Source organism: Streptomyces sp. NPDC002265 (assembly GCF_040296125.1).
Lineage (GTDB): Bacteria > Actinomycetota > Actinomycetes > Streptomycetales > Streptomycetaceae > Streptomyces.
Window position 1 is genome coordinate 1 of sequence record NZ_JBEOWS010000085.1, and the last position, 21,486, is coordinate 21,486.

General features: G+C 72.3%; 14 protein-coding genes. 5 read left to right on the forward strand and 9 right to left on the reverse strand.

Translation table 11 applies throughout. The features are described from left to right. Positions 1–56: 56 nt before the first annotated feature. The 4 genes from ABT085_RS17310 to ABT085_RS17325 all read right to left on the reverse strand — a co-directional run bounded on the left by ABT085_RS17310 (position 57) and on the right by ABT085_RS17325 (position 3,627). Positions 57–380 carry a putative WhiB-interacting protein gene (locus tag ABT085_RS17310; protein ID WP_351607824.1) on the reverse strand — a complete coding sequence of 108 codons (324 nt, stop codon included), beginning with the start codon at positions 378–380 and terminating at the stop codon, positions 57–59. After that, complete coding sequence (locus ABT085_RS17315) at positions 377–754, reverse strand: WhiB family transcriptional regulator (RefSeq protein ID WP_351607831.1); 378 nt, start codon at positions 752–754, stop codon at positions 377–379. Before ABT085_RS17315 ends, ABT085_RS17310 begins: the two co-directional genes overlap by 4 nt. 179 nt (positions 755–933) lie before the next feature. Further along, positions 934–1,260, reverse strand: coding sequence for a hypothetical protein (locus ABT085_RS17320; RefSeq protein WP_351607833.1), 327 nt, complete (start codon positions 1,258–1,260; stop codon positions 934–936). 168 nt (positions 1,261–1,428) lie between these two features. After that, positions 1,429–3,627 (reverse strand): ATP-dependent DNA helicase UvrD2, encoded by a 2,199-nt coding sequence (locus ABT085_RS17325; protein WP_502982745.1) that lies wholly within the window; start codon positions 3,625–3,627, stop codon positions 1,429–1,431. A gap of 183 nt (positions 3,628–3,810) precedes the next feature. Between ABT085_RS17325 and ABT085_RS17330 the strand changes: the two genes are divergently transcribed. Beyond that, a complete protein-coding gene (locus ABT085_RS17330; protein WP_152891521.1) occupies positions 3,811–4,068 on the forward strand; it encodes a glutaredoxin family protein in 258 nt (85 codons plus the stop codon). A gap of 142 nt (positions 4,069–4,210) precedes the next feature. Beyond that, positions 4,211–4,405 (forward strand): hypothetical protein, encoded by a 195-nt coding sequence (locus tag ABT085_RS17335; protein ID WP_351607839.1) that lies wholly within the window; start codon positions 4,211–4,213, stop codon positions 4,403–4,405. 31 nt (positions 4,406–4,436) lie between these two features. Here the strand turns inward: ABT085_RS17335 and nudC are convergent, their stop codons facing one another. The 5 genes from nudC to ABT085_RS17360 all read right to left on the reverse strand — a co-directional run bounded on the left by nudC (position 4,437) and on the right by ABT085_RS17360 (position 15,017). Next, complete coding sequence (gene nudC, locus ABT085_RS17340) at positions 4,437–5,381, reverse strand: NAD(+) diphosphatase (protein WP_351607842.1); 945 nt, start codon at positions 5,379–5,381, stop codon at positions 4,437–4,439. A 156-nt stretch (positions 5,382–5,537) separates the two neighbouring features. Beyond that, positions 5,538–6,941: a dipeptidase gene (locus tag ABT085_RS17345; protein WP_351607845.1), complete on the reverse strand. Its 1,404-nt coding sequence runs from the start codon at positions 6,939–6,941 to the stop codon at positions 5,538–5,540. A 47-nt stretch (positions 6,942–6,988) separates the two neighbouring features. Next, on the reverse strand, positions 6,989–10,534 hold the full coding sequence (locus ABT085_RS17350; protein ID WP_351607847.1) for an ATP-dependent helicase: 3,546 nt from the start codon (positions 10,532–10,534) through the stop codon (positions 6,989–6,991). A 247-nt stretch (positions 10,535–10,781) separates the two neighbouring features. Next, positions 10,782–14,303: an ATP-dependent helicase gene (locus tag ABT085_RS17355; RefSeq protein WP_351607850.1), complete on the reverse strand. Its 3,522-nt coding sequence runs from the start codon at positions 14,301–14,303 to the stop codon at positions 10,782–10,784. A 327-nt stretch (positions 14,304–14,630) separates the two neighbouring features. Continuing rightward, positions 14,631–15,017 carry an MGMT family protein gene (locus ABT085_RS17360; RefSeq protein ID WP_351607853.1) on the reverse strand — a complete coding sequence of 129 codons (387 nt, stop codon included), beginning with the start codon at positions 15,015–15,017 and terminating at the stop codon, positions 14,631–14,633. A gap of 187 nt (positions 15,018–15,204) precedes the next feature. On the opposite strand from ABT085_RS17360, the gene ABT085_RS17365 reads away from it, so the two are divergent. The 3 genes from ABT085_RS17365 to ABT085_RS17375 all read left to right on the forward strand — a co-directional run bounded on the left by ABT085_RS17365 (position 15,205) and on the right by ABT085_RS17375 (position 21,290). Then, positions 15,205–17,970 carry a lysylphosphatidylglycerol synthase domain-containing protein gene (locus tag ABT085_RS17365; RefSeq protein WP_351607887.1) on the forward strand — a complete coding sequence of 922 codons (2,766 nt, stop codon included), beginning with the start codon at positions 15,205–15,207 and terminating at the stop codon, positions 17,968–17,970. Between the two features lie 73 nt (positions 17,971–18,043). Next, a complete protein-coding gene (locus tag ABT085_RS17370; protein ID WP_351607856.1) occupies positions 18,044–19,588 on the forward strand; it encodes an alpha/beta hydrolase in 1,545 nt (514 codons plus the stop codon). Between the two features lie 136 nt (positions 19,589–19,724). Continuing rightward, entirely contained in the window at positions 19,725–21,290 is a 1,566-nt protein-coding gene (locus ABT085_RS17375; RefSeq protein WP_351607859.1) for an alpha/beta hydrolase, read from the forward strand. Positions 21,291–21,486 lie beyond the last annotated feature (196 nt).

Consider the following 21,486-nt stretch of genomic DNA (forward strand, 5'->3'; position numbering starts at 1 on the left):
CGCGGGCTCCGACGAGCGCCTCGCCGCGCTGCTGCCGGCCGCGCTGGATCAGGTGATCACCCCACGGTTCGGCGCCTCGGCCGCGAGCGGGCGCGCATCGAGGCGCGCTCGGCCCTGCGCTGCATCCGGCGGGCGGTCACCAGGCGCATGGCCCGGCGTTCCTGCTCCGCCTCGTGCAGGCGGTCGTGCATATGCGCACGAGCCAAGGCTTCTGGGATGAGTTGCATCTCTCGGGTCCTGTTCTGACGCGAGCCGGTCGCGCCGCTGGTGGTGAAGTCTGGAGTCGCGGAGCCGGTGGGCTCGCTGGCGGACGTCTTCATCGGGGCCTGCTTCTGGGGGTCGTTCGTGAGGGGACGGTCGATGGTTCCTGCGATGTTCATGCCGTGACCGGGTTCTTGCGCGGGCGGCCACGCGGCCGCTTCCGGGCGACGACGACACCCTGGACGAACAGCTCGCCGCCCCAGACGCCCCAGGGCTCACGCCGCTCCTGGGCGCCGGCGAGGCAGGCCTCGATCAGCGGGCAGGTGCGGCACAGGGACTTGGCGTACTCCACGTCCGCCGGGGACTCGGCGAAGAAGACCTCCGGGTCGTAGGAGCGGCAGGGGACCGGCACGCCGAGGCTCTCGATGGCGTCGTCGAGCGCGGTGAGCGCAGTGAGCGGGGTGAGCGGGGTCAAGGTGGGGTCCTCCGTGAGGCCGGGCTTGGGGATCGCTTCGGAAGGCGGTACGGACGGGGCGTGCGCTTCGAGTTGCACGGCGGGTTTTCCTCGTCTGGTCGGTCCGGCTCTGTTGAACCGGCTGTCGGCGTGGTACCGGGTTCTTTTCTCTTGTCCCGAGGCCCCTTCGCTCCGTCGTCCCCGTTCGGGGACAAACAGAAGGGCCGCGGATCCCGGATGGGGTTCCGCGGCCCTGAAGGCGCCGGCCTGATCGACGATCAGGCTGGATCACTCCAGGGTTCTGGCCCACGGAAGGCCCACATCAGGTGGTGGTGCGTCGTCTGCTGCTTCCGGATTCCGGCACCGGTCGCCGTAAAGGCATAGGCCTTGGCCTGTGCCACTACTGCTGCTTCCAGTGCCTCGATCGGTCGCTCGCTGCGTTCGCGGACGGGAAGACCCGCGAGGGACAGGGAGGTGGCCGGACGCTCGACACGAATGCCGGACGCACCGGTGCCCAGGTTGGAGACGCCGAGCACGCATGCGGAGACGACCGAGGGATCGGTCATTTTCACGGTGCTGGTGGAGCTGGTGTTGATGCTGATCACTGGAATCGCCTCCTCTCGGCGTCTTGGGGGACCGGGGTGTGAGCCCAGTCCGACGGATATGTAAGTACAGCACGGAATCGGGGCCTTCGAGAAGGCCTCCGTCCCCGTGCCTAAGAACCTATGGGGATTGCTGGGGCGTGCGCAAACTATTTTTTCGACGAGTTCGCATCAGTCCCCGCCGTTGTCCCCACCGGGCTCCCGGCCTGCGCAGATGGCCAGGACATCGGCCCCGTAGCGGTTGAGCTTGCGGGTCCCGACGCCCGGGATCCGCGCGAGGTCGCCCGGTTCGTCGGGGGCGGCCTCGGCGATCGCCATCAGCGTCTTGTCCGTGAAGACACAGAACGCCGGTTGTCCACTGCTGCTCGCCTGCACCCCACGCCACTCGCGCAGTCGCTCGTAGAGGCCCTCGTCCATGTCGGAGGGGCAGTCCTCACAGCGCATCAGCTTCATCTCGCCGGCGTCGGTCAGGGTGCGCCCGCAGACCCGGCAGCGGGCCGGGGTGCGCTGTGTCCGGCGCGGGACGGCGGTCTGTCCCCCGCCGGTGAAGCCGCGTTCGATGCCGCCTGCGCCGCCCTGCCCGGCACGTCCGGCCGTGCTGCCCGAACCGGGGCGCAGCCCGTCGAGGAACCGGCTGGGCCTGCGGCCGGCCCGTCCGCCCGGGGAACGCGACAGCGACCAGGAGACGTGCAGATGCTCGCGGGCTCGGGTGACACCGACGTAGAGCAGGCGGCGCTCCTCCTCGATCTGCTCGTCGGTCCTGGCGTAGGTGATCGGCATCATGCCCTCGGCGACACCGACCAGGAAGACGACATCCCACTCGAGGCCCTTGGCCGAGTGCAGGGAGGCGAGGGTGACGCCCTGCACGGTGGGGGCGTGCTGGGCGTTCGCCCGTTCGTCGAGCTCGGCGACGAGGTCGCTCAGGGTGGCGCCGGGCTTGGCGGCGGCGAAGTCCTGGGCGAGGTTCACCAGGGCGGCCAGCGACTCCCAGCGTTCCCGGACGGCGCCGGAGCCGGCCGGGGGCCGCACGGTCCAGCCCTCGCCGGACAGCACGGCACGCACCTGGGACGGCAGGTCGACGGCGTCGTCGAGGAGGGAGTCGTTGCCGCCGAAGCGGGCCGCGCCGCGCAGGGCGACGCCCGCCTTGCGGACCTCGGGACGGTCGAAGAACCGCTCGGCGCCGCGTAGCTGGTAGGGCACGCCGGCGTCGGCGAGGGCCTGCTCGTACGTCTCCGACTGGGAGTTGGTGCGGAAGAGGACGGCGATCTCGCCGGCCGGGACGCCGGCACCGATGAGGTCGCGGATGCGGCGGGCGGCGCCCTCGGCCTCGGCGGGCTCGTCGGTGTACTCGGTGTAGAGGGGCTCAGGTCCGGGGGCGCGCTGGGAGACCAGTTCGAGGCGGTGGTCGGCGGCGCGGCCTCGGGCCTGGGCGAGCAGGCCGTTGGCGAGGTGGACGACCTGGGGGGTGGAGCGGTAGTCGCGCACCAGTTTCACGACGGTTGCGCCGGGGTGGTGGGTGCGGAAGTCCAGCAGGTGGTCGGGGGTCGCCCCGGTGAAGGAGTAGATCGTCTGGCTGGCGTCGCCGACCACGCAGAGGTCGTCGCGGTCGCCGAGCCACAGCTCCAGCAGACGCTGCTGGAGGGGGCTGACGTCCTGGTACTCGTCCACGACGAAGTGCTGGTACTGGGCCCGGACCTGCTCGGCGATGTCGCGGCGGTCCTGGAGGACGGCGACGGTCAGCAGCAGGACGTCCTCGAAGTCGATGACGCCGCGGTCGCGCTTGAGGTCCTCGTAGGCGGCGTAGAGCTGGGCGATCTCGGCGGGGGCGCGAGGCGCCTCGCGGCCGGCCCTGGCAGCGGCCGCCGCGTAGTCGGCTGGGACGGTCTGGGTGACCTTGGACCACTCGATCTCGGCGGTGGTGTCGCGCAGCTCGCCCCGGTCCAGACGGATGCGGCAGGCGGCGGCCGCGTCGGCGACGAGCTGGACCTTGCGGTCGACCAGCCGGGGCATGGAGCCACCGATCGCTTTCGGCCAGAAGTATTGGAGCTGACGCAGGGCGGCGGAGTGGAAGGTGCGGGCCTGGACCCCGGCGGCACCGAGCTGACGCAGCCGGCCGCGCATCTCTCCGGCGGCCCGGTTGGTGAAGGTGACGGCGAGCACGCTGGAGGGCTGGAGGATGCCCGCCCGGACGCCGTAGGCGATGCGGTGGGTGATGGCCCGGGTCTTGCCAGTGCCCGCGCCTGCCAGCACGCACACCGGTCCGTGCAGGGCGGTCGCGACCTCGCGCTGCTCGGGGTCGAGCCCGTCGAGCACCGCGTCGGCCGAGTCCGGTACCTGCGGGAAGAGTGTGGAGTGCGTTGCTGGTGTCACATGGCCATGCTGCCAGGTCGCCCGGGACGGGTGCGCCGGTTGTCCACAGGCGGGCCCTCGCGGTCGTACTAATGCGGCAGGCATCACGTCCCCGTCGGCCGCCGAGCGGGAATGGTGACCTCTTCACGTACGTTCACCCCCTGCGATCACCCGTCCCCCGAACGCCGAAGGAGCACGAGAGACATGCCGGGCACTGTGACGATGTACAGCACCACGTGGTGCGGCTACTGCACGCGGCTGAAGAGCCAGCTGGACCGTGAGGGCATCACGTACAACGAGATCAACATCGAGCACGACCCGGACTCCGCGGCATTCGTGGAGAAGGCGAATGGCGGAAACCAGACGGTCCCGACCGTCCTGGTGGTGCCCGCCACGGGTGGCACCGAGGTCGTCATGACGAACCCGAGCCTCGCCCAGGTCAAGCAGGCGCTCGGCGCCTGACCCGCGAACGACGCGGCCCCCGACGACCCTCACGGCCGATCGGGGGTTCTGCGTATCCCGCGGGGTGTCCCATGTGCCTCTCGCCCGCTCCGGATGCCTGCCCGCCGCCCGGTTGTCAGACCCTCCGTCTACCGTGCGGGGCATGGACATGAACGACCCGCAGGACGTGGCCGCAGCGTTCTGGGCCCAGATGCTCGGCTTCACGATCAGCGAGGAGCCGCCCCCGCCGGACACCCCGCTGGGCCGGGTGCGCGCCTTCGTCGCCGAGCACGGCCAGGACGCGCTCAGGGACGAACACATCCGGGCCGCGATCGAGGGACGCCCCCTGCTCCCCTGAGAGGGGCCGCCCCCTGCTCCCTGGAGCCGCCTCAGACGAAGCTGCGCGTCGGCAGTGGCTTGCCGTACCAGAGTTCGATCAGACGGGCCGCGATCGAGATGCCGTACGGGGGCAGCACCTCGCCGGTCTCGAAGGCGGCGGTCAGTTCGTCGCGCGAGAACCAGCGGGCCTCGTGGATCTCGTCGCCGTCGACCTCGATCTCGGTGGACGTGGCGTACGCCTTGAAGCCCAGCATGAGGCTGGACGGGAACGGCCAGGGCTGGCTGGCCACGTACTCGACCCGGCCGACGAGGATGCCGACCTCCTCGAGAACCTCGCGGCGCACGGACTGCTCGATGGACTCGCCGGGCTCGACGAACCCGGCCAGCGTCGAGAAGCGGCCCTCGGGCCAGTGCACCTGGCGCCCGAGCAGGATCCGGTCGTCCTCGTCGGTGACCGCCATGATCACGGCGGGGTCGGTGCGCGGGTAGTGCTCGGCACCGCACGCCTGGCAGCGGCGGATGTGGCCGGCCGCGGCGATGACCGTGCGCTCGCCGCAGCGGGAGCAGAAACGGTGGGTGCGCTGCCAGTTCTCCAGGCCGACCGCGTGCACCATGAGGCCCGCGTCCCGGGGGGACAGCAGCAGACCGGCCTCGCGCAGCCCGGCGGGGCGGGCGGACTGGTCGATACGGCCGGGCAGGCCGTCCTTCTGGAGCGCGAAGTAGCTGACGCCGTCCTCGTCGGTGCCCAGGAAGTAGCGGTGCGCCTCGGTGAGCGGAGCCTCGAACGACGGCGTCATGACGATCTCGGTGCGCCCGTCGGACGTCTCGTCGATGAGGACCTGGCCGCCGGAGACCACGAAGCAGCGGGTCGTGGGGTGGCTCCACGCCGCCGCGAGCCAGGCTTCGTCGAGTCGGTGGTGGGCGGCCCGGTCGATGCCGCTGGGCGCGGCGAGCGAGATGGGTCGGTCGGCGGTGTGGTCGGTCCAGGTGGTCACAGGTGCTTCCATCTCCCCCGGTGGAACGGTTCGTTTCGGCGGGCGGTTCAGCGGAACGTGCGGCAGAAGGTGACCGGGTCCGGCGGGGCTTCCGGCTGCGTGGCGGTTTCTCCAGTGTGCCCCTCGCGCGGTCCCCTGCCGGAGAGCGCACGGCGGTCAGGGCGCATGGCGCCAGTTCTGCGCGAGGTCGCCCCAGAGGTACGCGCTGGTCTCGACGCCCTTGAGGAGCAGATCGAGTTCGACCTTCTCGTTCGGGGCGTGCCAGCCGTCCGAGGGGACGGAGATGCCCAGGAAGAGCACGGGGGCGCCGAGCACTTCCTGAAGGTCGGCGGCCGGACCCGAACCGCCCTCGCGGGTGAAGCGGACGGGCTTGCCGAAGGCGCGGCCCATGGCGCGCACGACGGACTGCAGGGCCGGGTGGTCCAGCGGGGTCAGACAGGGGCGGGTGGCCGCGCCGAACGTGATCTCGCAGCGGATCCCGGCGGGCACCTGCTCGGCGGCCCAGGCGCGGACGGCCTTCTCGATGTGGTCCGGGTCCTGGCCCGCGACCAGCCTGAACGACAGTTTCACCAGCGCCGCGGACGGGACGATCGTCTTGCTGCCGGGGCCCTGGTAGCCGCCGCCGATGCCGTTGACCTCGGCGGTGGGGCGCGCCCAGATGCGCTCCAGGGTGGTGTGCCCCGCCTCGCCGTGCAGGGCGTGCGACTTGGCGGTGCGCAGCCACTGCCCCTCGTCGAAGGGCAGCTCGGCGAAGAGCTGCCGCTCGCGCTCGGTGAGTTCGACGATGCCGTCGTAGAACCCGGGCACCGCCACGCGCGCGTGCTCGTCGTGCAGGGCGGCGACCAGCCGGGCGACGGCGGTGGCCGGGTTGGGCACGGCGCCGCCGAAGGAGCCGGAGTGGATGTCCTGGTCGGGTCCGTACAGCCGGATCTCGCACTCGGCGAGGCCGCGCATACCGGTGCACACCGTGGGAGTGTCCTCGGCCCACATGCCCGTGTCGGAGACGATCACGGCGTCGGCGGACAGCCGGTCCGCCCGTTCCTCGACGAGAGCGCGGAAGTTCGGCGAGCCGGACTCCTCCTCGCCCTCGATCAGCAGCTTGAGGTGGACGGCAGGGGCGGTCCGGCCGGTGTCCGCGAGGTGGGCGCGGACACCGAGTGTGTGGAAGAACACCTGCCCCTTGTCGTCGGCCGCCCCGCGCGCGTAGAGGCGGTTGTCGCGTACGACGGGCTCGAAGGGGTCGCTGTCCCAGCCGTCCTCGCGGGCGGCGGGCTGCACGTCGTGATGGCCGTAGACCAGGACGGTGGGTGCCTCGGGGTCCTCGGCGGGCCACTCGGCGTAGACGGCCGGAGCGCCCGCGGTCTCCCAGACCTCGGTGGTCGGGAAGCCGGTCTCGCGGAGCTTCGCGGCGAGCCAGTCGGCGCTGCGCCGTACATCGTGCGCGTGGTCGGGCTGGGCCGACACGGACGGGATACGCAGCCATTCGGTGAGAGCGGCGAGGAAGGCGGCGCGGTGCTGCTCGATGTACGTACGGACGGCGCTGTCCGGGGTCTGGCTCATGTTCACGAGCCTATAGGCACTCAGTGACATCCCGGTTGGGCGTTTCGTCACACGGACGGCTCCTCGGCCAACAGACGCTCCAGCGCGGCCCGGTCGGGGAGCCGGTCGGGCCGTACGACCTCGCCGTCCCGGACGTACAGGAAGGCGGCGGTGACGGACTCCAGGGGCACGCCCTGCTGCTCGGCCCAGGCGAGCCGGTACAGGGCCAGCTGGAGCGGATCGGCGGTGCGGGTGCGGCTGGTCTTCCAGTCGACGATCTCGTACGTCGTCCCCTCGGCGCCGCGGTGCCGGTAGACGGCGTCGATACGGCCCCGCACGACGCGTCCGCCGAGGGTGAGCTGGAACGGGGTCTCGACGCGGTAGGGCGTGCGGTGTGCGTAGTCGGTGCGCTCGAAGGCGTCCTTGAGCGCCTGGAGGTCGTGCTCGTCGGCGATGTCGTGTTCGCCGCCGGGCAGTTCATCGGGTTCCGGCATGGGCAGCGTCAACTCTTCGAAGCGCGCCTCCACCCAAGCGTGGAAACGGGTGCCCCGGCGCGCGGCCGGTTGTGGGGGGCGCGGCATGGGGCGCGCGAGTTCCTGGGCGAACCCGTCCGGGTCGGCGGCCAGGCGCAGCAGCTGGGACGCGGTGAGCGTCATGGGCAGCGGGACGTCCCTGACGCTCTGCCGGGCGCGCAGCAGCTCGTCGGTGAGGGCGCCGAGGTCACGGTCCCAGGAGGCGACGGCACGGGCTTCCTCCGGGGTGAGGTGGACGCGCTCCGGGAGCCCGTCGTACCCGGGAGCCACTCGGTGCCCGGCCTGCGCGGATTCCGGGGCGGTCGCCTGGTGCGGGACCGTCGGGCGGTCCGCGGGCGTGGGACGGCTCGCGGGCACAGGGCGGTCGGTGGCCAGTGACTCCCAGTCCGGGGTGTCCTCGTCGAAGGGGTCGCCGTCGAAGGGGTCGCCGCCCTCGTGGAGGGGTGCGTGGTCGTCGTAGGGAGGTTCCTCGAGGAAGGACGGCTCGTCGGCCTCCGGCAGGTCTGGCAGGGCGGGCCAGTCCGGGTCGTCGGCGGTGTCGGGGTCGTGCGCGGCGGCGGGGTGGCCGTCCCCGCGCGAGGCGAGGACCTCCAGCCCGGCGAGGACCGTCTCCGCGGCCGCACGGCGGCGGGCGAGGGCGGCCTCGTCGAGAGGGAGGGGCCACACCTGGTCGGCGGTCGCCCGGTGCAGGGCCGGGTTCTCCTCGTCCTCCCCGGGCTCGTCCACCCAGGCCTCGATCTCGCCGTGCCCGGCCACGCAGTGGTCGTACAGGGCCTGGAGGAAGCCGGACGGGCCGCGGGGCTTCTTCTGGGTGGGGCCCCACCAGTGGCCGGAGCCGAGCAGCAGGGAACGGGGGCGGGTGAGGGTGACGTACCCGAGGCGGAGTTCCTCGGTGTGCTGGTGCTCCTTCATGGCCTCGTGGAAGGCCTTCATCCCGCGGGAGTCCCAGGAGTCGATGTCAGGCAGGGTGTCGGCGTCGCCGCGCAGCTCGTGCGGCAGCACCTTCCCCTGGGCGGTCCACTTCTCCCGGCCCCGGTCGCTGGGGAAGGCCCCCGTGACCAGGCCGGGGACCGCGACGACATCCCACTCCAGCCCCTTGGAGCGGTGTGCGGTGAGCACCTTGACGGTGTTCTCGCCGCCGGGAAGGGCGTTGTCGAGGCCCTTCTCGTACTGGGCGGCGGTGCGCAGGAAGCCGAGGAAGGCCAGCAGGGAGGCCTCGCCGTCCCCCGCGGCGAAGGCGGCGGCGACGTCGAGGAAGTTCGACAGGGTCTCACGGCGGCGGGCGGCCAGGGCGTGCGGGGACGCCGACAGCTCCACCTCCAGGCCGGTGACGGCGAGGACGCGGTGCAGCACGTCCATGAGCGGATCGGACAGGGAGCGGCGCAGCTCGCGCAGCTCGCCGGCGAGACGGGCGAACCGTACGCGCGCGTCGGGCGAGAAGGGCAGCCCGTCGTCGTCCCCGGCGCCGTTGAGCGGTGTCTCCAGGAACGTGTCGAGGGCGTCCGCGAGCGATGTCACCTCGGCGGGGTCGACCCCCTCGACGGCCTCGGCGAGCCTGCGGTCGGGGTCGTCGTCGGCGCCCACGCGCGTGTGGGAGACCAGCAGCCGGGCCCGCCGGCCGAGGAGGGCGAGGTCGCGCGGGCCGATGCGCCAGCGCGGACCGGTCAGCAGCCGGACCAGCGACGCGTTGGCTCCCGGGTCCTGGAGGACCTCGCAGACGGCCACGAGGTCGGCGACCTCGGGCAGGTGCAGCAGCCCGGACAGGCCGACCACCTCGACGGGCACGTCCCGGGCGACGAGGGCGCCCTGGATCAGGGCGAAGTCGCCGGCCGTACGGCACAGGACGGCGATCTCGCCGGGAGCCGTCCCGGTCCGTACGAGGTGGGCCAGGGAGTCGGCGAGCCAGTCGATCTCCTCGGCGTGGGTGCCCAGCAGGGCGCAGCGGACCGTGCCGTCGCGTTCGGCGCCGGGGGCCGGGCGCAGCGCCTCCACGCCCGCGTGCATGGCACGCAGCGGCTCGGCGAGGCCGTTGGCGAGATCGAGGAGGCGGCCACCGCTGCGGCGGTTCTCGCTGAGGGCCTGGCGGGTGGCGGGGCGGCCGTCGGCGTGGGAGAAGTGCTCGGGGAAGTCGTCGAGGTTGGCGACGGAGGCACCGCGCCAGCCGTAGATCGCCTGGCAGGGGTCGCCGACGGCGGTCACCGGATGGCCGGTGCCGCCGCCGAACAGACCCGAGAGCAGGATTCGCTGGGCCACCGACGTGTCCTGGTACTCGTCGAGGAGCACCACGCGGAACTCGTCGCGCAGCACGCGGCCCACCTCGGGAAGCAGGGCCAGCCGGGCCGCGTGGGCGATCTGGTCGCCGAAGTCGAGCACGTCGCGCTCGCGCTTGGCGGCCCGGTAGCGCAGCACCAGGCCGGCCAGCTCGCGGCGGGCGGCGGCCGTCTCGGGGACCTTGCGCAGCTCCGCGTTGGTGAGCTTGGCGCTCTCCAGGGTGCGCAGCAGTCCGGTGTCCCAAGCGCGCAGGTCCTCGGGGCTCACGAGGTGCTCGGCGAGCTCGCCGTCGAGGGTGAGCAGGTCGCCGACCAGGTCGGCGAAGGAACGGGTGAGCGCGGGGTAGGTGCCCGGGGCCTCGCGCAGCACGCGGGCGGCGAGCTGGTAGCGGGTGGCGTCGGCGAGGAGGCGGGTGGTCGGTTCGAGTCCGATGCGCAGGCCGTGGTCGGTCAGGAGACGGCCGGCGAAGGAGTGGTACGTGGAGATCACGGGCTCGCCCGGTGGGTGGTCCGGGTCGATGACGTCGGGATCCGTGACGCCCGCCTTGACCAGTGCCTTGCGCACGCGCTCGGCGAGTTCACCGGCGGCCTTGTTGGTGAAGGTCAGGCCGAGGACCTGCTCGGAGGCGACCTGGCCGGTGCCGACCAGCCACACCACACGTGCGGCCATCACCGTCGTCTTGCCCGACCCGGCTCCGGCCACGATGACCTGCGGGGCGGGCGGTGCGGTGATGCAGGCCGTCTGCTCCGGGGTGAACGGGATGCCGAGGAGCTCTTTGAGCTGCTCGGGGTCGGTGATGCTGGCTGGCACGTCAAAGAGGCTAGCCGTGGGCACCGACAGCGGAGGCCAGATCGGCGCTCGGACGAGCACGAAGCGCAGGTCAGCACGGGTGGTGCGGTGCGTCACAGAGCGGCCGCGCGGTGCGTCGCGCCGCCTGCGATGCGGTGCGTCACAGCAGCTGTGCGGTACTCGGGGTGTGGTGCGGTACTCGGGGAGCGGCGCCGCGCCCTGGGTGTGGCGCCGCACGGTGGTCGGTGGCCCGGTGCGCGGGCGTGGGTCACTCGATCACGTGCCGGCCCTCCGGGCGCGCGCTGCACGAGGCCTGGAAGGAACAGTGCGTGCAGTGCTGGCCCGCGGTGGGGGTGAAGCGTTCGTCGAGGACCTTGCCGGCGGCCGTGGCCAGCAGGTCTCCCACCCACTCCCCCTCCGGCCCCGCCAACGACTCCTGCGCCTGCACCTTGGGCAGGCTCTCGCCGCCGTCCCGTTTCGCGGCGCCCTGGCGCAGCTGGACGAGTTCGGCGCCGCCCGGCTCGGGACGGGCACCGGCGAAGGCGTCGTCCACCGCGCCCTCGCGGACGGCGAGCTGGTAGACGGCGAGCTGGGGATGGCGGGCCACCTCGGCCGCACTGGGTGTCTGCTTGCCGGTCTTGAAGTCGACGACGTAGGCGCGGCCCTCCGCGTCGCTCTCGACGCGGTCCATCTGGCCGCGGATGCGCACTTCGTAGTCGCCCGCCCCGAGGGTGACGTCGAAGTCGTGCTCGCTCGCCACCGGTGTACGCCCGGCGCGGTCCATGACGTGCCACTTCAGGAAGCGTTCGAGCGCCACGCGCGCGTTCTCCTTCTCCTGCGCCGACTTCCAGGGCGCGTCGAAGGCGAGCGCGTTCCACACCGAGTCGAGGCGCTCCATGAGGACGTCGAGGTCGGCCGGGGTGTGCCCGGAGGCGACCTCGTCGGCGAGGACGTGCACGACGTTGCCGAAGCCCTGCGCGGCACTCGCGGGCGTGTCGGCCTTCACCTCGCGGCCCAGGAACCACTGGAGGGCGCAGGTGTTGGCGAGCTGGTCGAGGGCGCTGCCGGACAGCACGACGGGATGGTCGCGGTTGCGCAGCGGCACCTTGCTCTCGGTCGGCTCGAACATGCCCCACCAGCGGTAGGGGTGCGCGGACGGCACCAGCGGCCGGCCGTCGTCGTCGGCGAGGGCGGCGAGCCGGGCCAGCCGGTCGGCGGCGGCCTCCCTGAGCGCCTCGGAGACCCGCGGGTCCACGGTCGTGGCGCGCAGTTCGGCGACGAGCGCGGCGACGGACAACGGGCGGCGGGGGCGACCGGTGACGTCCCTCGGCTCCACACCGAGCTCGGTGAGGAAACGGGAGGGCTGGTCGCCGTCGTCGGCGGGGGCCTTCACCGCGGTGACGACGAGGCGTTCCCTCGCGCGCGTGGCGGCCACGTAGAACAGCCGTCGTTCCTCGGCGAGGAGCGCGCCGGGGGTGAGCGGTTCGGCGAGTCCATCACGACCGATGCGGTCGGCCTCCAGCAGGGAGCCGCGGCGGCGCAGGTCCGGCCACAGTCCCTCCTGGACGCCGGCCACGACGACCAGGCGCCATTGCAGGCCCTTGGAGCGGTGCGCGGTCATCAGCCGGACGGCGTCGGGGCGCACGGCGCGACGGGTGAGCGTGTCGGCGGCGATGTCCTCGGCCTCGATCTCCTCCAGGAAGTTCAGCGCGCCCCGGCCCCCGGTGCGCTGCTCCGCGCGCGCGGCGGTCGCGAACAGCGCGCACACGGCGTCCAGGTCACGGTCGGCGTTGCGGCCGGCCGCTCCGCCGCGGCGCGCGGACCGTTCCAGACGGCCGGGCCACGGTGTGCCCTCCCACAGGTCCCACAGCGTTTCTTCGGCGCTTCCGCCGCCCGCGAGCCGCTCCCGGGCCTTCCTCAGGAGCGCGCCGAGTCGCTGTGCGCCGCGGGCGTACGCCGGGTCGTGCGCCACCAGACGTTCGGGCTCGGCGAGCGCCCGCGCGAGCAGTTCGTCGGAGGGCGGCGGCACGGGGTTTCCCGCCGCCCGCTCCTCCTCGCGCAGCGCCCGTCCGAGGCGGCGCAGGTCGGCCGCGTCCATCCCGCCGAGCGGGGAGGTGAGCAGGGTCAGCGCGGCTTCGGTGCCCAGCCAGCAGGCATCCGCACCCGTCTCGGGCCCGGACTCCGCTTCCGCCCCCTCGCCCTCGCCCGATGCCGACTCCGATGCCGACTCCGGCTCCGGCTCCGAACCCGGCTCCCGGCCCTGTTCCTGCTTCTGCTCCTGCTTCTGCTCCTGCTCCTGCTCCTGCTCCTGCTCCTGCTCCTGCTCCTGCTCCTGCTCCTGCTCCTGCTCCTGGAGATCGTCCGTGTGTACGTCGTGCACGTCGCCGCCGCGTCCCGCGGCCTCCGCCGCCGCCACCGTCCGCAGCGCCGTCAGCAGCGGAGCCACCGCCGGCTCGTGCCGCAGCGGAAGGTCGTCGCCGTCGATGTCGAGCGGGACGCCCGCGGCCGTGAGGGCACGGCGGACGGACGGGATGACGCGTGCGCCGGCGCGCACCAGCACCGCCATCTCGGCCCACGGCACACCGTCCTCCAGATGCGCTCTGCGCAGGATGTCGGCGATGTTGTCCAGCTCGGTGCCGGCCGTCGGATACGTGTAGACCTCGACCCGCCCGCCCTCGTGGACCGCGGTGAGCTCGCGGTGGGCGCGCACCTTCTCCGCCGGAAGGCGGGTCAGCGGCATCCGGCGGGTCAGCAGCCGGGTGGCGGCCAGCAGTGCGGCACCGGAGCGGCGGGATGTGCGCAGGACCTCGACCGGGGCCGGGTGGCCGCCGGCCTGCGGAAAGGTCCGGGGGAAGTCGAGGATGCCGCTCAGGTCCGCGCCCCGGAAGGCGTAGATCGACTGGTCGGGGTCGCCGAACGCGACCAGGGTGCGGCCGCCGCCGGCGAGGGCGTGCAGCAGCCGGACCTGGGCCGGATCGGTGTCCTGGTACTCGTCCACGAAGACCGCGTCGTACTGCGTGGCGAGCCGCCCGGCGGTCTCGGGACGGCGGGCGAGGAGCACCGCGCGGTGGACCAGCTCCGCGTAGTCGAGCACGCCCTGGAGGTCGAGGACGTCGAGGTACTCGGCGAGGAAGGCGGCCGCCGCCCGCCAGTCGGGGCGGCCGATGCGGCGGGCGAAGTCCTCCAGGGCCCCGGGTCCCAGGCCGAGCTCACGGCTGCGGGCGAGAACCGCGCGGACCTCGTCGGCGAAACCGCGGGTGGTCAGACAGGCGCGCAGTTCGTCCGGCCAGCGCACATGGGCGAGGCCGAGCCGCTCCAGGTCGACCTGCCCGGCCAGCAGCCCGCGGACGGCGACGTCCTGCTCGGGGCCGGAGAGCAGGCGCATCGGCTCCACGAAGAGCTCACTGTCCTGGTGGGCGCGGATCAGGGCGTAGCAGAAGGAGTGGAAGGTGGTCGCCTGCGGCGCGCGGGCGGCGCCGACCCGCTGTGCCATGCGGTCCCGCAGATCGACGGCGGCCTTGCGGCTGAAGGTGAGCACCAGGATGCGCGCGGGGTCGTCGCCCCGGGCGACCCGGGCCGCCACGGACTCGACGAGGGTGGTGGTCTTGCCGGTGCCCGGACCGGCGAGGACGAGCAGTGGTCCGCTGGTGTGGTCAACCACGGCGCGCTGGGCAGCGTCCAGTCGAGGAGGCTGCGGTCGCGCCGGCGGGGTACGGACCAGTCGGTAAGCGCCACGACTCCCCTGCCGCACGGGGTGCGGCAGGTGTTCGGTGGAGAAAGAGGAGCTCACGTGGTTCGCCGGTCCTGGTGGGTGTGCTGGGGGCTGTCGCTGTCGGCGCGGGACGCCGTCGCGACGGTGGTCGTCGGGTCACGGGCGGGCGCCTCACGCGTGGCGGGCGGTGTCCGCGGGGTGAGGGGGACGCGTGCAGGCGACGCTACGCCGACGGATGCCGCGGAAGCAGGGCTTCCTGTTCTTCCCGCACAGCGTTCGCGACCCTCGCGGCCCGTGCGCCGCGCACGCCCCTCGCCTCACGAACGTACGGCATGCGGCGGGCGTGCCCGGCCTCCCTCGTACGGGCCACGGGTTTCCCCCGGGCCACTGCCGTGGCGGAAGCTGTCAGATGTGACCATCCGCACGTTCACCGCCGTCCCAGCGCGCCTGCCGCAGGTCGACGCGTGGCACATGGCCCTGTGCGGCCCGGCTCGCCGCCTTCAGCGGTGTTCCCTCCGCGTGGTAGTGGTCGAGCGCCCGCAGTTCGTGGCCGGGCAGCAGGACACCGTCGGCGCGCACGACACGCCACCACGGCGCGGCTCCGCCGTAGAGGGACATCACCCGGCCGACCTGGCGCGGACCCCCCTCCTCCAGCCATTCGGCGACGTCCCCGTAGGTCATGACACGTCCGGGTGGGATCAACTCGGCGACCTCGAGGACCCGCTCGGCGTACTCCGGCAGCGCGTCCGCGTACTCCGGGTGGGCGTCCTCCGGAAGGCTCTGCTCGCTCATTCGTCCCATCCTGCCGCATCCCACCGACAGTGCGACGGTCTCGCGACCATGCGTGACTCTCGCCCTCGGACGAGGCTTGAGGCAGACTGTGCGCCCTCACATTTGCACCCTGATGCCCCCGTGTGTCGGTGCGGCGTGCCACCATCGTGCGGGCGGTGAACCGGTGATACGAGACCAAGAAGAGATGATGAAGCAGCAGGGTGTGCACCCCGAGGACGCGGAGGGCACCTCTGGCGCTGCGTCGCGCCCGGACACCGCCGACGCGTACCGGAAGCAGGCGGACGACGCCGACGGCGGCGACAGCGCGGGGGCGGCCGGTAGGCGGCCCGCCGCGGACCATGACCGGGACGAGGCCCACGCCGACGCGGTCGAGGGCGACGAACCGCTGCTCCCCGCGCGCGTGCACCGCCCCTCCGACCTCATGCGGCTGCTGGTCGGCGTGCTCGCCGTCGTCGTCCTGCTGGCGGTCTCCGCATTCGCACACGGGACGACCTCGGGGCTCGAACAGGACATCAACAAGGGCACCGGCCAGGCACCCGATCTGCTGATCAAAATCGCGGGGCTGGCGTCCAGCATCGCGATCCTTCTGGTGCCGGTCGCCTTCGCGATCGAGCGGCTGATCAAGCGGGACGGGCTGCGCATCGCCGACGGCGTGCTGGCGGCGGTCCTCGCGCACGGGGTGACCCTCGCCACCGACCTGTGGGTCGCCAAGGGCGCTCCCGGTTCGATCCAGGATGCGCTCACCCAGCCCTCCCCCGGCGACATCCATGCCCTGACCGACCCAGTGCACGGCTATCTCGCCCCCGTCATCGCGTACATGACGGCCGTCGGCATGTCCCGCAGACCGCGCTGGCGCTCCGTGCTGTGGATCGTGCTGCTCCTCGACGCGTTCTCCATGCTGGTCACCGGCTACACGACCCCGTTCTCGATCATCCTGACGGTGCTGATCGGCTGGACCGTGGCCTACGGAACGCTCTACGCGGTCGGTTCGCCGAACGTCCGTCCCACCGGGCGGACGCTGATGGCAGGGCTGCGGACCGTCGGCTTCCACCCGGTCAGCGCGGCCCGCGAGGACGTCTCCGAGACCACGGAGAACGGCGACCGCGGACGGCGCTACTTCGTCACCCTGGAGGACGGCCCGCCGCTGGACGTCACGGTGGTCGACCGGGAACAGCAGGCACAGGGCTTCTTCTACCGTGCCTGGCGCAACCTGACGCTGCGCGGCTTCGCCACCCGCAGCAGTCTCCAGTCGCTGCGCCAGGCGCTGGAGCAGGAGGCACTGCTCGCGTACGCGGCCATCGCCGCCGGCGCCAATGCGCCCAAGCTGATCGCGACCTCCGAACTCGGCCCCGACGCCGTGATGCTCGTCTACGAGCACACCGGCGGGCGCACCCTCGACTCGCTGGCCGACGAGGAGATCACCGACGAGCTGCTGCACCACACCTGGCACCAGGTGCAGGCACTTCAGTCGCGGCGCATCGCGCACCGCCGGCTGTCGGGCGAGGCGATTCTGGTGGATCGTTCCGGCAAGGTCATCCTCACCGATCTGCGCGGTGGTGAGATCGCGGCCGGCGATCTGCTGCTGCGCATGGACGTCGCCCAGCTCGTGACCACGCTCGGACTGCGGGCGGGCGCGGAGCGCGCGGTCGCCTCGGCGGTGGGCGTCCTCGGCCCCGACGCCGTCGCCGACTGTCTGCCGATGCTCCAGCCCATCGCGCTGACCCGCTCCACGCGCGCGACGCTGCGGAAACTGGCCCGGGAGCGCGCGCACCGCGAACGCGAGGCGGTCCTGGAGGCGTCCCGGCAGGCCAAGCAGGACCGCCTGGAGGCGGCCGGTGACGACGCCGTGCCCGCGGTGTCCGACAAGCAGGACAAGAAGACCGTACGAGCGGAGCAGCGAGCCGAGAAGAGAGCCATCGACGAGGCTCTGGAGGAGGCGCGCGAGGAGGATCTGCTCACCCAGATCCGGCACCAGGTGCTGCGGATCAGACCGCAGGCACCGGTCGAGCCGGCCCGTCTCGAACGGGTACGGCCCCGCACTCTGATCAGCTTCATCGCGGGCGCCATCGGTGCCTACTTCCTGCTGACGCAGCTCACCCACATCGAGTTCGCGACCGTGTTCTCCGACGCCCAGTGGGGCTGGGTCGTCGCGGCGGTGCTGTTCTCGGCGTTGAGCTATGTGGCCGCGGCGATGAGCCTACTCGGGTTCGTGCCGGAGCGGGTGCCGTTCCTGCGGACCGTGGCGGCCCAGGTGGCCGGGTCCTTCGTGAAGATCGTGGCTCCGGCCGCGGTGGGCGGTGTCGCCCTCAACACACGGTTCCTGCAACGGGCGGGGGTGCGGCCCGGACTCGCGGTGGCGAGCGTGGGCGCGTCGCAGCTGTTCGGGCTCGGCTGCCACATCCTGATGCTGCTGTCCTTCGGTTATCTGACCGGCACCGAGAAGACGCCGTCGCTGTCGCCGTCCCGGACGGTCATCGCGGGTCTGCTGACGGTGGCGGTGCTCGTGCTGGTGGTGACCTCGGTACCGCTCCTGCGGAAGTTCATCGTCACGCGCGTGAGGTCACTGTTCGCCGGAGTCGTGCCGCGCATGCTGGACGTGCTCCAGCGGCCGCAGAAGCTGGTCACCGGCATCGGCGGCATGCTGCTGCTCACCTTCTGCTTCGTGATGTGCCTGGACGCGTCGATCCGGGCCTTCGGCGGCGATTCGGTCTCGGTCAGCATCGCCAGTGTCGCCGTCGTCTTCCTCGCCGGGAACGCGCTGGGATCCGCGGCGCCGACGCCCGGCGGTGTGGGCGCGGTCGAGGCGACCCTGACGGTCGGCCTGATCGCCGTCGGTCTCCCCAAGGAGGTCGCCGCGCCCGCCGTGCTGCTGTTCCGGCTGCTGACGCTGTGGCTGCCGGTGCTGCCCGGATGGCTGGCGTTCAACCATCTGTCGCGCCGGGGCTCGCTCTGACGGGGACGGCCGCCGTACCTCGTACGGCCCGTGCTTCCGCGCGCGCGGAAGGGCGCGGAAGCACGATGGGATCATGCCCAGCCTCCCCCGGCCGTGTGCCGCCGCGCTGACCGCCTCCGCCGTGCTGCTGTCCTCGGTGCTGGCGGGTTGCAGCGGCGACCCCGCGGACGGAGGCCTGGCGGCCCAGACGCTCGACTGGCAGGACTGCCCGGCCCCGTCCGAGGCCGAGGGCGGCGGTACGGCGCCCTCCCCGCTGCCGGACGGCGACGCGTGGCAGTGCGCCGCGATGAAGGCCCCCCTCGACTGGAGCGACCCCACGGGCGACACCATCGACATCGCGCTGATCAGAGCGAGGACGAGCGGCCCGCAGAGCGAACGCATCGGCTCGCTCGTGTTCAACTTCGGCGGCCCCGGCGGCTCGGGCGTCAGCACCCTGCCGGCCTTCGGCGAGGACTACGCCGCCCTGCGCACCCGCTACGACCTGGTGAGCTTCGACCCGCGTGGGGTGGGCCGCAGCGCCGGAGTGAAGTGCGAGAACGACCAGCAGCTCGACCGGTACTTCCAGCAGGACGCCACCCCGGACGACGCCGCCGAGCGCGCCGCCTTCCTGAGGAACACCCGGCAGTTCAACGCCGCCTGCGAGAAGAACTCCCAGCGCGTGCTGCCGCATGTCCGCACCACCGACGCGGCCCGCGACATGGATCTGCTGCGCCAGGTCCTCGGTGACGACAAGCTCCACTACTTCGGCATCTCCTACGGCACCGAACTCGGCGGCGTCTACGCCCACTTGTTCCCCAAGAACGTGGGCCGCGCCGTCTTCGACGGGGTCGTCGACCCGACTCAGAACCCGGAGCAGAGCTCGCTCGGGCAGGCCGCCGGCTTCCAGCTCGCACTCGACAACTACGCCGAGGACTGCACCTCGAAAGTCGAGGAGTGCCCGGTCGGGGACAGCCCCCAGGACGTCAAGAACCGTATCGCCGCCCTGCTCAACAGCCTCGACAAGAAGCCGATCCCCGGCATCCTGCCGCGGGAGCTGACCCAGACGGCGGCGACCAACGGCATCGCCCAGTCCCTGTACTCGAAGGACTTCTGGGAGTACCTCACCGAGGGGTTGCAGGACGCCTACGACGGCGACGGCCGGATCCTGATGCTGCTGTCCGACGCGATGAACGGGCGCAGCACCGACGGCGACTACAGCAACATCATCCCGGCCAACGTCGCCATCAACTGCGCCGACGACAAGCCCCGCTACACCGCCGACTACGTGCAGGGGAAGCTGCCCGAATTCCGCGCCGCCTCACCGCTGTTCGGGGACTTCCTGGCCTGGGGCATGATGAACTGCACCGACTGGGCGGTGGCCGGAGCAGCCGACCACCCGGACGTCCACGCCCCCGGAGCCGCGCCGATCCTCGTCGTGGGCAACACCGGCGACCCGGCCACGCCGTACGAGGGGGCACGCAGGATGGTGGACGCGCTGGGCAAGGGCGTCGGTGTGGAGCTGACGTACAACGGCCAGGGGCACGGCGCGTACGACAGCAAGAACAAGTGCGTACAGAGCGCGGTGAACGGCTATCTGCTGCGGGGAAAGGTGCCCGCGGCCGGGACCGTGTGCTCCTGAGATGCCACCCATGTCATCAAAACTGCAGGTCAGAAGGTTATCCACAGGGTCCGACGGGCTGGGCTCGCTCCGCCTAGTATGGCCTGACCGCCGTGCGCTGTTCGATGCGTACGGCCTGCCTGGGGGGATCACACGGATGGCTCGAATGGCACGCTGGGCGGCACTGGGGGCCGCCGCCGCACTTCTGGCGGCGGGTTGCAGCGGCGGCTCGTCGTCCGGCAACGGCAAGAACGACACGGGCACGGGCGGGGCCACGGCGTCCTCCGGACCGTCCTCGCCCGGCACCTCCGCCAGGACGCCCGCGCTGCCCGCGTCCCTGACGTCCCAGAAGGTCGACTGGGGACGCTGCAAGGCCACCGCCGACTCCCTCGCACCGGGCGGCGACTGGCAGTGCGCGCGGCTCAAGGTGCCGTTGGACTGGGCGAAGCCGGAGGGCCGGACGATCGGTCTGGCGGTCATCCGCGCCAAGGCCCGCGGCGGGGACCGCATCGGCTCGCTCCTGTTCAACTTCGGCGGCCCTGGCGGCTCGGGGGTGTCGACGATGCCGTCGTACGCCTCCACCGTGTCCGCGCTGCGCGAACGGTACGACCTGGTGAGCTGGGACCCGCGCGGGGTCGGTGCCAGCGGCGGGGTGCGCTGCCGCGGTGACCGGCAGATCCAGGCGGCCGAGTCGATCGACGTGACACCCGACACCCCCGCGGAGGAGCAGGCGTACTTCCAGGACGCCACCGACTTCGGCCAGGGCTGCAAGAAGGCCGCCGGCGACCTGATGGCACACGTCTCGACCACCGACACCGCCCGGGACATGGACCTGATGCGCCAGGTCCTCGGCGACGCGAAGATGCACTACTTCGGCATCTCCTACGGCACCGAACTCGGCGGCGTCTACGCCCACTTGTTCCCCAAGAACGTCGGGCGGCTGATCCTCGACGCGGTCGTCGACCCCAGTGCCGACACGGTGGGCCACGCCGAGAACCAGACCCGGGGCTTCCAGCGCGCGCTGGACGACTACCTCAAGTCCACCGGCCAGGACCCGCAGAAGGGCACACGGAAGATCGCGGACCTGCTCTCGCGGATCGACACCACGCCGCTGCCCACCTCCTCGGGGCGGAAACTGACCCAGTCGCTGGCGGTCACCGGCATCGTCCTGCCGCTGTACAGCGAGGCCGGCTGGCCGAGCCTGACCAGCGCGCTGAACGAGGCGCAACAGGGCGACGGCACCGGGCTGCTGGAGCTCGCCGACGGCTACAACGAGCGGGACGGATCGGGTCACTACGGCACGACGACCCACTCCCAGCGGGTCATATCGTGCCTGGACGACAAGCAGCGGCCCACGCTGGAGGAGACGAAGAAGCGACTGCCGGAGTTCGAGCGGATCTCGCCCGTCTTCGGGGACTTCCTCGGCTGGGACACGGCCGGCTGGTGCCACGACTGGCCCGTCGCCGGCCAGTACGACACCCCGGAGGTGAGCGCGCCGGGTGCGGCGCCGGTCCTGGTGGTCGGCAACACGGGCGACCCGGCGACGCCTTACGAGGGGGCGCGCAGGATGGCGGACGAACTGGGCAAGGGCGTCGGCGTGGTGCTCACCTGGAAGGGCGAGGGCCACGGGGCGTACGGGAGCGGCAGCGACTGTGTCGACTCGACGGTGAACGCATACCTGCTGAAGGGAACGGTGCCGAAGGACGGCAAGACCTGCTCCTGAGTACGGCGGGGCCCGCCGCCGGCGGTACCGAGGACACCGCGGCCGGCCACGGACCAAGCCCACGGCGTCCGAGCCGGCCGGGCCGTGGGCTTCGGGTGCCGTACGGGTCGCTCGGCGGGGCGGTCGACCAATGCGGCTTGCCCTGCGGCGACGACAGCGCAACGGGCATGGAGGAACCCGTCGGGTCAGCGGAGCC